We start from the raw sequence: 15,398 nt of genomic DNA, 5'->3' as shown, positions 1-15,398 counted from the left end.
TGAATTCATTCTGCAAATGTCCATCGGTCGCCATCAATGCCGACACGACGAATGATCGTTACGGTTTCCGTGAAGCAGCTATTCATACTTCATAAATGATGAACCCGCGAACGATCAGTCCCGTTTCCACCCGGAGCGCATTGCTTCACCATGAATGATCACCCAACGAGCGAGCTTCTAAGTTTCTGCCTGGGGCACACTGATCCGTCATAAGTGATGCCCCAACTCACACTCAGCTCGATTTAATCGGGTGCACATTTATGCGTCGATGAATTGTCTATTATGTGATCCAGATTGTAGTACAACTTGCTTGGTTAGTACTACAATCTGCGTCGTGACGTGAGGTGTCTGTTAGTTTTCACGCGTCGAAAGCAGTAATCTGATGGGCTACCGTCTTTCACTGAATGGAACATCATGACGCAAGAACAATTAAGCAAAACCGAGCGCATCATCCTGACGCTGGGTGAAGAAATTGTAGCAGGGAAGTATGTGCCGGGCGCCGCGTTGCCAGCCGAAGCAGAGTTGTGTGAACGGTTTGGCACCTCGCGAAACATCATCCGCGAAGTATTTCGCTCGCTGATGGCAAAGCGGTTGATGGAGATGAAGCGTTATCGTGGGGCCTTTGTCACCCCGCGCAATCAGTGGAATTACCTCGACAGCGATGTCCTGCAATGGGCACTGGCGCACGATCAAGATCCCAGGCTGATTGCCGCCATGAGTGAAGTGCGCGTGCTGGTGGAGCCGCAGATTGCGCGCTGGTCGGCGGAACGCGCGACCTCCAACGATTTGGCGGCGATTGAGCAGGCTTATAACGACATGGTTGCCCATCATCTCGATCGGGAAGCATTCAATGAGGCGGATATCCGCTACCACGAAGCGGTGCTGGCTTCGGTGCACAATCCGGTATTGCAGCAGCTTAATGTGGCGATCAGCCAGTTACAGAAAGCGGTGTTTGCGAAAACCTACATGGCGGATTCCGGCAACATGCCGCGCACCTTAGCCGAACACAAGGCGCTGTTTGATGCCATCCGACATCAGGATGGTGATGCGGCGGAGCAGGCGGCAAAAGCGATGATCGCCAGCTCCACCGCCCGACTCAAGGAGATTATGTGACCAGCTATATCGCGATTGATTGGGGTTCAACCAATCTGCGTGCCTGGCATTATCAGCAGGGTAACTGCGTTGATGAGCGCCGGTCAGAAGCGGGCGTCACGCGTCTTGGCGGACGCACGCCTGCAGAGGTCTTTGCCAGTGTGACAGACGGCTGGCCAGTGAATGATGTGCCGGTGGTGATGGCGGGCATGGTCGGTAGCAATGCAGGCTGGCTTACGGTGCCTTATCTGGCCTGTCCTGTGGCGTTGGACCAACTCAGCAGCCGCCTGACCCGCGTTGAAGATAAAGCGTGGATCGTGCCGGGATTGAGCGTCGAACGTGCTGACAACTACAACGTGATGCGCGGTGAAGAGACACAGTTGCTGGGTGCCTTCGCGCTGCAACCCGCTATGCAGTATGTGATGCCTGGCACGCATGCCAAATGGGTGCAGGCGGAGCAGCAGCGTGTGCAGGACTTTCGCACGGTGATGACGGGTGAACTGCATCATCTGCTGCTGAAACAGTCGCTAATCGGTGCGGGTTTACCCGAACAGGAAGAGAATGCCGCCGCTTTCCGTGAGGGCTTAGCGGTCGGCAGCCACGACGCATCGATCCTTTCCAGGCTGTTTGAAGTGCGTGCTTCTCATGTATTGGGCGCACGCGATCGCCGCCATATCAGCGATTTCCTATCCGGCCTGCTGATTGGTCATGAAGTGGCGCTGATGACGGAACACGCGGATCGCCGCCAACCGATCATCATTATTGCTGGAAATGCGCTGGCGCAGCGTTATCAGCAGGCGCTGCAATTTATCGGCATGGATTCAGTCACCCTGGAAGGCGACCGCGCGTTCCAGCATGGAATAAGGAGTATTGCAGATGACTTGGCACACTAAATTGCCATTGATCGCCATCCTGCGTGGCATCACGCCAGACGAGGCCGAAGCGCACGTGGGTGCCCTAATTGAAGCGGGTTTCGATGCCATTGAGATCCCGCTGAATTCCCCGGAATGGGCCAAAAGCATCGGCGCGATGGTGCAGACTTTCGGCGATAAAGCGCTGATCGGTGCGGGCACCGTGTTGCATCCGGCGCAGGTCGATGAACTGGCCACGCTTAACAGCAAGCTGGTGGTGACGCCGAATACCGATGCGGCAGTCATCCGTCAGGCCGTGGCGAAAGGGATGATTGTTGCAGCGGGTTGCGCCACCGCCACCGAAGCCTTCACTGCACTGCAAGCGGGCGCCCAGGCGCTGAAAATCTTCCCATCGTCGGCGTTTGGTCCGGGCTACATCAAGGCCTTGAAAGCGGTGCTGCCGCCGGAAGTGCCGGTGTTTGCGGTGGGCGGCGTGACGCCAGAAAACCTGCATGAATTTTTGGCCGCGGGCTGCATTGGCGCAGGTTTGGGCAGCGATCTCTATCGCGCTGGCCAGCCGCTGTCGCGCACTGTGGAGAAAGCTCGCGCATTTATTGCTGCTTATAAGGATGCTGTACGATGAAAATTACCAAACTGACCACTTATCGCCTGCCGCCGCGCTGGATGTTCCTGAAAATCGAAACCGACGAAGGCATCGTTGGCTGGGGCGAACCGGTGATTGAAGGGCGCGCGCGCAGCGTCGAAGCGGCTGTGCATGAGCTGTCGGAATATCTGATTGGTCAGGACCCGGCACGCATCAACGATTTGTGGCAGGTGATGTATCGCGGTGGATTCTATCGCGGTGGTCCGATTTTGATGAGCGCCATCGCCGGTATCGATCAGGCATTGTGGGATATCAAAGGTAAAGCGCTGGGTGTGCCGGTGTATCAGCTGCTTGGTGGTCTGGTGCGTGACAGCATCAAGGCCTACAGCTGGGTGGGCGGCGATCGTCCGGAAGAAGTGGTCGACGGCATCAAGAAACTGCGCAAGATTGGCTTCGACACCTTCAAGCTGAATGGATGCGAAGAGATGGGCATTATCGACAACTCGCGCAAAGTGGATGCAGCGGTGAATACCGTGGCACAGATTCGTGAAGCCTTTGGCAAAGAGATTGAGTTCGGCCTCGATTTCCACGGTCGCGTCAGTGCGCCAATGGCGAAAGTGCTGATCAAAGAGCTGGAGCCGTATCGTCCGCTGTTTATTGAAGAGCCAGTGCTGGCGGAGCAGGCGGAATATTATCCGCGTCTGGCGGCACAAACCCATATTCCGATTGCGGCAGGCGAACGTATGTTCTCGCGCTTCGAGTTCAAACGCGTGCTGGAAGCGGGTGGCCTGGCGATTCTGCAACCGGATCTGTCGCATGCGGGCGGTATCACCGAGTGCTACAAAATTGCCGCGATGGCGGAGTCTTACGATGTAGCGCTGGCACCACACTGTCCGCTCGGCCCAATCGCGCTGGCTGCCTGCCTGCATGTCGATTTCGTGTCACGCAACGCGGTGTTCCAGGAGCAGAGCATGGGCATTCACTATAATCAGGGCGCTGAACTGCTGGATTACGTCATCAATAAAGATGATTTCAAAATGGATGATGGTCACTTCTATCCACTGAATAAACTGGGTCTCGGCGTGGAAATTAACGAAGAGCTGGTGATTGAAAGAAGTAAGAATGCACCAGACTGGCGTAATCCATTATGGCGTTTCCCAGACGGAACCGTCGCTGAGTGGTAATACTCGTCATAATTTAAGCGACAGATGCGCTGGCTATGCTTACTCACCTTAAGTAAGCTCTTGGGAGTGTATTCCCATGCCACCATTCTGCACGTCGAATTATTTAGGGTATAAGAATTTATAAAATCTTTTAGATAAAGATATGCCGGTGAAATAAGGCATAGGGCCTCGCTCAGCCTTTTTCCCGGCAAATGACATTTACCGCCTGTGCGGTTTTACCTTCACTATCCTTACCCTGCATTTGTAGCGGCGGGCATCGTCACGCCTGAACTACAAATATGATTACGGAGACACACCATGGATCTCTCTGCTGTTCAGGCCAAACCCACCCGGCGTCGTTACATTACGCTGCTGATGATCTTTATTACGGTAGTGATTTGCTATGTCGACCGCGCTAATTTAGCGGTGGCCTCTGCGCATATCCAGGAAGAGTTCGGCATCAGTAAAGCGGAGATGGGATATGTCTTCTCTGCCTTTGCCTGGTTATATACGCTGTGCCAGATTCCCGGCGGCTGGTTCCTCGATCGCGTCGGTTCCCGCCTGACCTATTTTATTGCCATCTTCGGCTGGTCGGTCGCCACGTTATTCCAGGGTTTTGCCAGCGGATTATTATCGCTGATTGGCTTGCGTGCCATCACCGGCATCTTTGAAGCGCCTGCGTTCCCGACCAACAATCGTCTGGTCACCAGCTGGTTCCCGGAGCAGGAGCGTGCCTCTGCCGTGGGCTTTTATACCTCGGGTCAGTTTGTCGGTCTCGCTTTTCTCACACCGTTGCTGATCTGGATTCAGGAACTGTTGAGCTGGCACTGGGTGTTCATCATCACAGGCGGCATCGGCATCATCTGGTCGCTGGTGTGGATCAAGTTCTATCAAGCCCCAAGCCAGAGCAAAGGCATCAACCAGGCGGAACTGGACTATATCCGTGAAGGGGGGGCGATGGTGGACGGCGATGCTCCCGCGGCGAAAAAAACGCGCACCAAACTCACCGCCGCCGACTGGAAACTGGTGTTCCATCGCAAGCTGTGCGGCGTTTACCTTGGGCAGTTCGCTGTTACCTCTACGCTGTGGTTCTTCCTGACCTGGTTCCCGAACTATCTGACGCAGGAAAAACACATCTCCGCGCTGACAGCAGGCTTTATGACCACCGTGCCGTTCCTCGCCGCCTTCTTTGGTGTGATTCTTTCTGGCATCGTGGCCGATCGTCTGGTGCGCAGCGGGCGTTCCCTTGGTTTTGCGCGTAAAACGCCGATTATCTGTGGATTGCTGATCTCTACCTGCATCATGGGTGCCAACTACACCAACGATCCGGTGTGGATTATGACGCTGATGGCCATCGCGTTCTTCGGCAACGGCTTCGCCTCTATTACCTGGTCGCTGGTGTCGTCGCTGGCGCCGGTTCGCCTGATCGGTTTAACCGGTGGAATGTTTAACTTTATCGGTGGATTGGGCGGCATCACGGTACCGCTGGTGGTGGGCTATCTGGCACAGGATTACGGCTTTGCCCCGGCGCTGGTGTATATCTCCGCCGTGGCCTTGGTCGGTGCGCTCTCCTATATCCTGCTGGTTGGGGATGTGAAGCGGGTTGGGTGATCGATAACGTGCGATAAATGGCACCGCTACAACGCCCTGCGATGCGTAGCGGCGCCATTCATTGCGTGTCTGTTCACGATTTATCACGCAATCTGTCAGCCATTCATTGCGCAATCTGTTCATGATTTATCGCGCAATCTATCACTCATTCCTGACGTGATCGATTCGTATTGAATTGCGCCAACTGTTCGCAAATTATTGCGCTGTGACTGCTGCACCTCACCCCATAATCGCGTACTTTGTTCGGCAACTGTTGGATGTAAGGTTGCCTCATGTCAGAAAAACAACTCACCTTTGCACAGCGTCATCATCAGCTCACCAATATCAACGTCTGGACCGCAGACAGCCAGTGGCTGGCGTTTGATGTTCGTCCGTCGGGCGCGTCCTTTACCAGTCTGACCATCGAACGCGTCAACGTCGCGAGCGGTGCGGTCGAGGTGCTGTATCAGGCACGCGACGGTGCGCATGTCGGCGTGGTGACCGTCAGCCCGGATCTGCCGCCGCGCTATGTATGTATCCATGGCCCGGAGCATCCCGATGCACACTGGCATTACGATTTCCATCATCGTCGCGGCGTCATTGTGCAGCAGGGCAATGCGGAAAATCTCGATGCCTGTGACATTACCGCACCTTATACGCCCGGCGCATTGCGCGGCGGCTCGCATGTGCATGTATTCAGTCCAGACGGATCGCGCCTCAGCTTTACGTATAACGACCATGTGATGCATGAGAAAGATGCGCGTGAGGATTTGCGTAATGTCGGCGTGGCTGTGCCGCTGCATCCGGTGTGTCCACCGAAACAGCATCCCCGTGAATACGATGGCAGCCATTACTGCGTGCTGGTGAGCCAAACCACGCGCGATCCCCAGCCGGGCAGCGATCAGATTGACCGCGCTTATGAAGAGGGCTGGATTGGCGAGCGCGGATATCAAAAACCAGATGGCAGCTGGCAGCGTTGGGCGCTGGCGTTTATCGGTGATACGCGTGCTGCCAACGGCGATAAAGTGCCGGAAGTGTTTGTGGTGGATTTGCCCGAGGCGCTGAGTGATTACGCCAAACCCGGTGCATCACCGTTACAGGGCACGGCGGATAAACTGCCTGCACCGCCTGCCGGTGTGCAGCAGCGCCGCATCACGCACAGTAAAGGGTTAGCATTGCAGCCACGTCACTGGCTGCGCGCGTCGCCGGACGGCAGCACCATCGCCTTCCTGATGGCGGATGAGCAGGGCGTTGTACAGCTGTGGCGTGTGTCGCCTAACGGTGGTTCACCGTGTCAAATCACGCGGCTCAGCAGCACTATTCAGTCGGCATTCAGCTGGCAGCCGTCAGGCGAGGCAATCGCTTTTATTTGCGATAACAGCGTGATGCGCTGTGATGTGACGACCGGGCACGTCACGCGCTTAACCAAACGCAGCGAGCAGCCGCCTTCCGGTGATGCGGTAGTGTGGTCACCGGACGGCAAACAGATCGCTTATATGCGGGAAATTGAGGGCTGGCGCCAGCTGTTCTGCGTCAGTGCGACGTCGATGGCATAGCGGCGGCAGTCGCCAGGCTGGCGTCAGTGCCAGCCAATTTTTCGCTTTGCAGCACACGGTCATGCGCCGAATCTTTGTCAGTGCGGAAGTAATCCCACGGCAACAGAATCGTATCCAGTACGGCGGAGAAGGGCAGATCGATCACCGCCAGCGGCTTTATCGCCCAACTGGTATTGTCATCGGCAATCATATCTGCGCTGGCGCGAGTGCCGGGATAATAACCCTGGCTGGCGCCAGTGTGAGACATGACGCTGGAGCAACCCGAAGTAGTCAAAACGCCGCAGACCAGCAGGCCGGTGAGCGGAAAGCTTTTCATCATTTTCATTTCATCATCCCTACAGCCATCACTTCTGGCTGGAGTGTGTCTCCTGCTGCAGCAAAGCTCTGTGGCGATGTCATGCAATGCAGGCGAAGAATTTCTGAGTGTATGCTATTTCGTCAAAATTGCTGTAAAAAAATACGCATTGCCCTTGAAAGCGATCAAAGCGCACCCATTTTTACTGCACGGTCGCGTTGCTGTTGCCGACAGGGACAGCAGCGGGCCGCACAACCTGTCCATGGTGGAAGGTTGCCAAAACTTGCTGATTTTCAGGAGTCTTTTTATGCGTAACTTTGATCTCACTCCGCTTTATCGTTCTGCTATTGGTTTCGACCGTCTGTTTAGTCTGCTTGAGTCCAATCAGAACCAGGCCAATGGTGGCTATCCTCCGTACAACGTTGAGCTGGTGGATGAAAACCACTATCGCATCACCATTGCCGTTGCGGGCTTTGCCCAGAGCGAGTTAGATATTACCTCACACGACAATGTGCTGATTATTCGCGGTGCGCACCCCGAAGAGCAACCGGAGCGCAAATACCTGTATCAGGGTATCGCCGAACGTAACTTTGAGCGCAAATTCCAGCTGGCCGATCACATCGTGGTGCGCGATGCGCGTCTCGAACTGGGCCTGCTGAGCATCGATCTGGAACGCATCGTTCCTGAAGAAGCGAAACCGCGTCGCATTGAAATCCTGAATTAAGGATATTGTGTTGAGAAGAAAACGCCGCAGAAATGCGGCGTTTTTGTTTCTGCGGATCAGGTGCGCACCCATAATCGCTGGCTCACCATCCCGCCGAACACGTTCACCAGCAGGCCGAGAATAATCACTGACGCACCGAGAATTTCCTGCGCTGACAGGGTTTCGTCGAGTACCAGCGCAGCGCTAAGAATGCCCACCACGGGCACCAGCAGTGACAGCGGCGCCACGCGCCAGGTCTCATAGCGTCCGAGCAAATTGCCCCAGATCGCGTAGCCGACAATAGTGGCTATAAACGCGAGGTAAATCAGCGCCAGCACCGTCTGCAACGAGATATTCAGCAGGCTGGTGACGATCGCTGCCTCGCCATCGAACCACCATGAGCAGACGAAAAAGGGCACTACCGGCACCAGCGCACTCCACACCACCAGCGACATCACCGGCACCTTACGATTACGCAAAATGATCTTGTTGGTGATATTGCCCAGTCCCCATGACAGCGCCGCCGCCAGCGTCAGCATCATGGTAGTGAGCGTAATCCCGGCAGTGGTTTGCCCCTGCATGCCCGCCGTTGCCAGCATAAACATGCCAAGTGTCGCCACCAAAATCCCGGCGATGTGGTTCCAGCGCAGTTTTTCCGCCAGCAATAAAGCCCCCAGCAGCAGCGTAAAGAACGCCTGCGCCTGTAACACCAGTGAGGCCAGTCCTGCTGGCATGCCGAGTTTGATCGCCAGAAACAGGAAAGCGAACTGACCAAAGCTGATAGTCATGCCGTACACGATCAGCCAGCGCAAAGGGATCTGCGGCCGCTTCACAAAGAAGATCGCCGGGAACGCCACCAGTGCAAAACGCAATCCCGCCAGCAGAAACGGCGGCATATCGTGCAGACCCAGTTTGATCACCACAAAATTCACGCCCCACGCCACCACTACGCACAGGGCTAACATCATATCTTTTACTGACATACTCGTTCCTTACTACAGCCGTTTCAGGCAGTCGCCGTCATCGGAGTGGCAATGTCTGCACAACAGTCATCGCCGATAACACGAAAAAAATCATCCACATTCAGCGCCATGGAACGCTCCAGCGCGCCGGCGTTAAACCACAGCGTGCCGACATCACGCAGGCGCGCATCGACGCGCAACGCCAGTCGGTCATCAAAACTAAAGGGCGGCACCGCGCCCATCACACACTGCGTCAGTTCCTGTGCTTTCTCTGGCGCGGCAAAGCTCGACTTCTTGCCACCAATGGCACGTGCGGCACTTTTGAAGTTGATCTTGCAGTCGCCCGGCACTATCGCCAGCAGGTAACGCGCATCGGCACCGTCAGGCATCGTCACTTCCAGCACCATCGCTTTGGCCGCCTGATTGAGATCGTTGCCGCGAATGCCGCTGATCACATCGGTCTGACCGATGGCCTCATGCTCCACCACGCGATAGTCTGCGTGGTGTTGATCCAGCAGGGCGGTGATTTTTTCATAGGTATTCATCTTCATCTCCTCGTCGAAGGCCCGGTATTAACTCCAGGCAATGGCGTGCTTCATTTTTTTGTCGGTCAGGCCAAAGAAAAAGCCCATGGTGATGCGCGTGTCGCCTTCCACGCGATCAATCTCGTGATAAAACGCAGGATTAAACAGATAGATGTCACCGCTGCGTGGGGAGAACTCACACGCCTCGCTTTGCTCAATCACGCCAGTCTGATAGCCGAGTTCACCCGGCGTTTTGAAGCGCTCATCCACCGGATGCCACTTCTTGTTGAATATCCGCAGTTCCCCGCCCGCGTGACACTCCTGCAAACAGACCACACAGCTCAGTTGATGCAGGATGTGGGTGACGGCCAAACCACTGCCTGCGGCATCGCGTACGATGTTGTCGTTATGCAGTGGATTGGCGACGCCATTGGCATGAAAGCGCACAATCGAACCCGCATAATCGCCCAACTCCGGCTCGCGGGCAGTGTGCAGACTCTCCAGACGCAATGAGTGCTTCACCCAGTTGTAAACCTGATCGCGCAGGCAGTGCAGTGACGCTGGCAGTGCAGGCTGGATGTCGCGCAGCTCGGTGAAGTAATTTTCGGGTGCGCGAGTGTGTTTAGCCAGATAGGGGCCGAGCGTGGTCAGTGCGCCATTTGGATAGCGCGAGACGCGCACCTGATCGCGGCACTGTTGCAGATCGTCCACCACCGCTTCGCGCACTTCAGGCGTCAGGAAATTGCGCAGCACCAACAGCGGCACGCGCGCGGTCACGATGTCATCCAGCCAGGTGCTTTCGACGAACATTTTTGGATGGATAACGCGTATCTGATTGAAAATGGCCATGCTGATCACTCCCCAAGTGGAAATTCATGAAGTTCATGGTTGTTCATGCGACGCCAGTCAGACGCCGTGCCCAGTGCAGCAATAGGTTCAGAAGAGATAAAAGTGGTGCTGTTATTTTGATAATGATGCAACGTGAAATAGTCAGGATAAGGGGTGTCATCGGGATGCCACTGCCACGCCCAGGCTTTATCCCGGGTGACAAAAATCGCATTAGCCGCACTGCCACCCGGTGCCACGCGCGCCATCTTGCTGCGCAGGTAGTCACGGGTAAAATCGGCAGGCGTCACCTGGTCGACGATATATTCAAGGTATTCGGCGGAGTCAAAGCGCGATTCCGCCATGCCCAGTTGCGCATAGACCGTGGGTAAAAAGCCGTTGTGCATCATGTACCACTGTGTCGCGCCGCTGGTACGCCACAGCGGATGGGAAAACTCGATGCCGTGATTTTTGCTCAGCGTGGCGTGGCGGACATGTACCGCCAGAAAACGACTATGACGCAATGCATCAACATCAATACCAGGCAGCGCATCAGCAAAGGTGCCAGTGCCATGCAGGGTGCGAATCTTTCCCTGATCCAGCCACAAACAGCCCCAGCCATTCGGGTGCTGTTTGATCGGGCCGTCATGCGTGGCGGTTTCGCCACAGCTCATGGCGCGTGCGGCGTCCAGTACCGCTGCCGCATCAAACTGGCCGCTTGCCAGAATCATTCTGCACATAGAAGATCTCTCCGGGGGGCTAAGGACGGAACGTCGAGAATCTGCTGGAACACCGCTAACACATCGTCACGGCTGTCTGCGGCAAGACGGAAGGTGGCGAGGATACCCGCATGGCGGGTGAGATCGGCGTAGAGCGAGGATCGCGGCGAGACGGCCAGCGCGGGCAGATTGAGCGGTGGCAATAGTTGACCGCGCTGATGTTGGGCGATCCAGCGTTCCGCAGCGTCGTACTGCAGGCGCTGACGCAGGCGCAGGCGACCAATGGCCTGGGCTTGCTTAGGGAAGTGCAGCACTGGCAAACCCCGTCCGGCTTCAATCTGAAACGCCACCTCCGCCCAGTTAATGCCGGTAACTTCTTCGACCAGATTCACCACGCCCATGCCTGACAAACGGAAACCCATTTCAAGGAAGTGCGGTTCACCGTTCACCATAATGAAATCAATGTGGAAGGCGCCCTGGCGATAGCCAAAGGTCTCACAGCAAAAGCTCATCAAACTGGCAAAGGCAGCAGGCAGCTGTTGTGCAGCCATCGCCACATGGCCGGATTCGTAAAAGCTGATACAGCCTTCTGCATCGATGTGGTGCTCGATCACCTTCTGACAGCAGGTCAGCGCCACCGCGTGTCCGTTATCCACCACACCTTGTAGTGAATATTCGTCGCCCGGCAGCCAGCTTTCGACAATAAAGCCGCTAAAGCCGCGCCCGCCGTAGTTCATGGTCTCCACCAGCTTGCCGATCACCGCATCGAGCTGGCTGGCCTCTTCCACCAGCCAGATCCCTAATCCGCCGCCGCCATCTACCGGTTTGATCACGCAGGGATACAGCAGTGCATCACGCGCGTCACGAATGCTCAGCGGTGAGGCAAAGAAGCGAAACTCCGGCTGTGGAAAGCGTGGCCAGGCTTTACGCAAGGCCATGCGCTGTGCGTACTTATCCGGCGGAATAAAGCAAGGTCCGGCATCCGGCCCGGCCAGCAGTTCGCGTACGCGACCGGCGCTGGCGTTGTAGGCTTCAAAGCCTGCCAGCACCACCTGAGGATGTTCCAGTAAGCCCGCGCGCAGACAGGCTTGTAACACATCCCACGGATTTTCCGGGCGATCGAGACGCACAATCAGATCGAACGGCAGCTGAATGCTTAAGCTTTGATAGTCGACAAAGTCTCCCATCTCCGCCAGCACGGTAAAATAGCCCTCACGTTTTGCCACCGCACAGTACGGATTTTGCCCGTCACGCGTGGCACCAATCTGCAGGAAAATCTTTCTCATCGCGTCGCCTTACCGGGTTATCGCCCGGAGATCACTTCAGTGACGATGTCTTGCAAGGCACCGTTGTTGACCTGAATCACTGCTTTGTGCGGATCGAAACGCAGCACGCGTGAAAGCGCATCGCCGCGCGTGCCATCCAGCAGCGTATTGACCTGTGCACTGCGCCAGCACTGGCGCATCTGTGCAATCGTCAGGCCGGAGAGCTGCTCAAGCTGCTGTGCCAGCAGCAAATCATCGCTATCGCCGCATAGCAGCACCCGCACCGCCTGTTCATCAGGTGCCTGATCGAGCTGTTGTAGCCAGACATTGAGCTGCTGGCCCTGCGCGATAAACGGCGAATAGATCATGCACACCAGCTGGGTTTCGTTGAGGCCAAACGCCTGTTCGGCAAACTGCGCTGCACGCTGGCGAGCACGTTCAATCGCCGCATCGTCCTGATAACGCGCCGCCATTTCCACAATCAGTTGCGGCGGGAAATCTTTCTTCTCCATCAGGCCGAGCGCAAAGCGCACATATTCGCGAATGCCTTCGGCGTAGCTACGCTGCATCAGCGTCTCCGCTCGCAGACCGCGAATATGTGCCATTAACGTCGGGTTGCCGCAGTCCGATTCAGAGAAGCTGAACATCAGCTCATCAAAGCGGAAGTGCATGAACTCGGTGAGTAGCGACCAGTGCGCACCCGCTTCATAGGCGGTGTCCTGATAGATGTTGAAGAACAGCGGATCGCGTGCCAGCTGCCAGGTGATGCGATGGGCCGGGGTAACCTGATCGGCGCCGTAAATGTCGGCGAAATAGCGTTCTGCCACGCCATCAAGGGTTTGCAGAAAGCCGCTAAAGCCGCGCGATTTGTCGGCGACAGGCGCCTCAAACAGGCGTGAAAGATGGCGTGCCCAGGCGAGGTAAGCGGTCTGCTCCTGCGGCGAATCACCGGTGATGATCACATCCACGCCGCCCTCGTAGTGCGCGGCAAGGCCAAACGAGTTCACCATGCTGAGGTTGCAGGCGTTACAGAAAGTGGAGCGCGCATCGGCACGAAAGCGATGGCCATTCATCAGCACATCGTTGCGATTCTGCTGGCGCACGCTGTCGGGCATCGGCAGATGACGTTCGAAGTGGCGGATTTGCAAGCCATCAGTCACCAGGCATTCGGTAAAATCATCGTTGTGGATCTGCAATGCGCGGTACACACGGTCGATATTCTCCATCACGCTGTCGTTCATCGCCGCGTGGCGGTTAGTGCTGATGCGTAGCTGAAAAGTGCTGCCCTGCTGCTGCCAGATCAGCCCCTGAATGTAGCGCACATACGCCACCATATAGCTGCTGTCTTTACCGCCGCCATAGGCGAGTAGCACGCGATTGTTAGCGGGATTGTCGCTATCGGGAAGGGCGGCAAGTAAGCGTTGAGAACAGCGTTGAGCAGAATCGATAATCGCGGGCGTGAGATAACCTTCAATTTCTCTCATCATGGTGGACAGATTATTCATTTTTCACTTCATCCTTTGGCTAATAAAATCGCCGTTACCGTGCTGGCGGCAACGGGCAGGAAAAGGGGCCACGAAGTTGCAACGGAATGAATGTCTGAGGCTGAATTAACAGATGCAGCCTAAAGTACTTTGAATGTAATCTGATGGATACGCACAGATCAGCACGATATAGGGTGGAACAGATGGCGGATGGAACGGGTGAACAGGAGAGTCAGAGTAGTCGTTACCGTCAGATTGCAGAGCAGATAAAACAGGCGATTCACAGCGGATCGCTGCCGCCTGATAGCCGTTTACCGTCGGTGCGCACGCTGGCGACGCAGTACAGCGTCAGCATGACCACCGCGCTGAAAACATTACGCACGCTGGAGGATGAGCACTACGCGGTGGCGCGTCCTAAGTCCGGCTTTTTTGTGGCACCCCTTAAGGTTCCGGTGACGTTACCGGCAGCGATCAACAGCGAACAGCCGCGTGAAGTCGCCCCGCTGGATGAACAAACCGAGCTGCATCTGGCCATGCTGGGCTCCGATTGTCGTGTGCGGCTGGATCTGGCGAATGGCGATATCTCGCTCTATCCGGTCAAGAAAATTGGATTGCTGATGCGCCAGATGGGCTACAGCAAACCGGCACTGCTCGGCAACACGGTGAAGGGCACCGGCTATGCGCCGCTCAAAGCCGAGATTGCACGCCGCGCGGTGGATTATGGCTGCAATATCAGCGCCGATGACATCCTGATCACCAACGGCTGCATCGAAGCTATCTCACTGGCTTTGCGCGCCACCACCCGCCCCGGTGATATCGTGGCAGTGGAATCGCCGTGCTACTTCGTGCTGTTGCAGATGCTGCATAATCTCAATCTGCGCGTGATTGAAGTGGAAGCCGGGCCGGAAGGTTATGTTAACGTCAGCAAACTCACCGCGCTGTTTCAGCGTAAAGCGGTGCAGGCCTATCTCACCATCAACAACATCAATAATCCGCTGGGGAAAAGCATTCCCAACGAGCAGAAAGCCTATATTGCGCGTCAGGCTGATGAGAATGATGTGGTGATCATTGAGGACGATATTTTCGGTGATACGGCGTTTGGCGATCGCCGTCCGTTCCCGATGCGCGCCTTTAGCCCGAATGCCATTCTGTGCAGCGGCTTCTCGAAAACGGTGGCACCCGGTATCCGTATTGGCTGGGTACACAGCAGCAACTACATGCGCAAAATCGCCTCATTGAAATACACCACCAGTATGGGTACTTCGGTGCTGTCACAGGCGGCGATTGCCGAACTGCTGCGCAGCGGCGGCTACGACGCGCATCTGCGCAAACTGCGCCGTGAGTTGAAGAATCAGATTCACCATATGCGCCAGGCGGTGCTGCGCGACTTCCCTGCGGGCACGCGCGTGTCAGATCCGGAAGGCGGCTATGTGTTGTGGGTGGAAATGCCTGTACAGGCGTTAAACGTGCGCGCGCTGTTTCTTAAAGCGCGCAACGCGGGCATCGGCATCGCGCCGGGCCACATCTTCGCTACCGATCACCGCTACGACCACTGTTTCCGACTGAACGCCGGTTTTGGCTGGAATGCGGAAGTGGAGGAGGCGATCAAACAGCTGGCGCAATGGTGCCAGCTATCGCTGGTGGCGGATAAATAGAGATTATTTGGAAGTAGTTCACAAATTTAAATAAGCATCGGCTTTTTTGTTTATTATTCGCTACCAGTTAATGGAATCGCTAATTTATTCTTGTTTCACATGGTTTATAT

The 15,398-nt window shown here is 55.9% G+C and carries 15 protein-coding genes; 8 read left to right on the top strand and 7 right to left on the bottom strand.

Translation table 11 applies throughout. From position 1 onward, the window contains the following. Window positions 1-414: 414 nt before the first annotated feature. The 6 genes from FD744_RS20075 (at window position 415) to FD744_RS20050 (ending at window position 6,856) form a co-directional block, all read left to right on the top strand. Window positions 415-1,113, top strand: coding sequence for a FadR/GntR family transcriptional regulator (locus FD744_RS20075; protein WP_034829999.1), 699 nt, complete (start codon window positions 415-417; stop codon window positions 1,111-1,113). Next, window positions 1,110-1,985, top strand: a complete 876-nt coding sequence (locus FD744_RS20070; RefSeq protein WP_160869106.1) for a 2-dehydro-3-deoxygalactonokinase — start codon at window positions 1,110-1,112, stop codon at window positions 1,983-1,985. Before FD744_RS20075 ends, FD744_RS20070 begins: the two co-directional genes overlap by 4 nt. Further along, on the top strand, window positions 1,969-2,586 hold the full coding sequence (locus FD744_RS20065) for a 2-dehydro-3-deoxy-6-phosphogalactonate aldolase (RefSeq protein ID WP_045833469.1): 618 nt from the start codon (window positions 1,969-1,971) through the stop codon (window positions 2,584-2,586). Before FD744_RS20070 ends, FD744_RS20065 begins: the two co-directional genes overlap by 17 nt. Further along, on the top strand, window positions 2,583-3,731 hold the full coding sequence (gene dgoD, locus FD744_RS20060) for a galactonate dehydratase (RefSeq protein ID WP_160869105.1): 1,149 nt from the start codon (window positions 2,583-2,585) through the stop codon (window positions 3,729-3,731). Before FD744_RS20065 ends, dgoD begins: the two co-directional genes overlap by 4 nt. 297 nt (window positions 3,732-4,028) lie before the next feature. Continuing rightward, complete coding sequence (locus FD744_RS20055) at window positions 4,029-5,321, top strand: MFS transporter (protein WP_034829994.1); 1,293 nt, start codon at window positions 4,029-4,031, stop codon at window positions 5,319-5,321. A 272-nt stretch (window positions 5,322-5,593) separates the two neighbouring features. Beyond that, a complete protein-coding gene (locus tag FD744_RS20050) occupies window positions 5,594-6,856 on the top strand; it encodes a DUF3748 domain-containing protein (protein ID WP_160869104.1) in 1,263 nt (420 codons plus the stop codon). Here FD744_RS20050 and FD744_RS20045 read toward each other — a convergent pair. Next, window positions 6,834-7,181 (bottom strand): YceK/YidQ family lipoprotein, encoded by a 348-nt coding sequence (locus tag FD744_RS20045; protein WP_034829992.1) that lies wholly within the window; start codon window positions 7,179-7,181, stop codon window positions 6,834-6,836. The two genes, FD744_RS20050 and FD744_RS20045, sit on opposite strands and share 23 nt — an antisense overlap. 277 nt (window positions 7,182-7,458) lie before the next feature. Here FD744_RS20045 and ibpA point away from each other — a divergent pair, with 277 nt between their 5' ends. Beyond that, window positions 7,459-7,875 (top strand): small heat shock chaperone IbpA, encoded by a 417-nt coding sequence (ibpA, locus tag FD744_RS20040; protein WP_034830093.1) that lies wholly within the window; start codon window positions 7,459-7,461, stop codon window positions 7,873-7,875. Between the two features lie 56 nt (window positions 7,876-7,931). Here the strand turns inward: ibpA and FD744_RS20035 are convergent, their stop codons facing one another. From FD744_RS20035 to FD744_RS20010, 6 genes are read right to left on the bottom strand one after another with little or no spacing between them, the layout of a single operon-like run. Next, window positions 7,932-8,837 carry an EamA family transporter gene (locus FD744_RS20035; protein ID WP_160869103.1) on the bottom strand — a complete coding sequence of 302 codons (906 nt, stop codon included), beginning with the start codon at window positions 8,835-8,837 and terminating at the stop codon, window positions 7,932-7,934. Between the two features lie 23 nt (window positions 8,838-8,860). After that, on the bottom strand, window positions 8,861-9,361 hold the full coding sequence (locus tag FD744_RS20030; protein WP_160833310.1) for a YbaK/EbsC family protein: 501 nt from the start codon (window positions 9,359-9,361) through the stop codon (window positions 8,861-8,863). Window positions 9,362-9,388: 27 nt separating this feature from the next. Continuing rightward, complete coding sequence (locus tag FD744_RS20025) at window positions 9,389-10,189, bottom strand: 2OG-Fe(II) oxygenase (protein WP_097118435.1); 801 nt, start codon at window positions 10,187-10,189, stop codon at window positions 9,389-9,391. 5 nt (window positions 10,190-10,194) lie between these two features. Next, window positions 10,195-10,905, bottom strand: a complete 711-nt coding sequence (locus FD744_RS20020; RefSeq protein ID WP_160869102.1) for a class II glutamine amidotransferase — start codon at window positions 10,903-10,905, stop codon at window positions 10,195-10,197. Continuing rightward, window positions 10,893-12,170, bottom strand: coding sequence for an acetyl-CoA carboxylase biotin carboxylase subunit family protein (locus tag FD744_RS20015; RefSeq protein WP_097118437.1), 1,278 nt, complete (start codon window positions 12,168-12,170; stop codon window positions 10,893-10,895). Before FD744_RS20015 ends, FD744_RS20020 begins: the two co-directional genes overlap by 13 nt. Window positions 12,171-12,187: 17 nt before the next feature. Further along, window positions 12,188-13,654 (bottom strand): hypothetical protein, encoded by a 1,467-nt coding sequence (locus tag FD744_RS20010; protein ID WP_160869101.1) that lies wholly within the window; start codon window positions 13,652-13,654, stop codon window positions 12,188-12,190. Window positions 13,655-13,836: 182 nt separating this feature from the next. Between FD744_RS20010 and FD744_RS20005 the strand changes: the two genes are divergently transcribed. Next, window positions 13,837-15,288 carry a PLP-dependent aminotransferase family protein gene (locus tag FD744_RS20005; RefSeq protein ID WP_160869100.1) on the top strand — a complete coding sequence of 484 codons (1,452 nt, stop codon included), beginning with the start codon at window positions 13,837-13,839 and terminating at the stop codon, window positions 15,286-15,288. The last annotated feature ends 110 nt before the right edge of the window (window positions 15,289-15,398 follow it).

Origin of the sequence: Pantoea sp. Taur, assembly GCF_009830025.1 — a bacterium.
Classification (GTDB): Bacteria; Pseudomonadota; Gammaproteobacteria; order Enterobacterales; family Enterobacteriaceae; genus Pantoea; species Pantoea communis.
The sequence above is the reverse complement of the archived record's forward strand: the minus strand, read 5'-3'. Positions and strand labels throughout refer to the sequence as shown.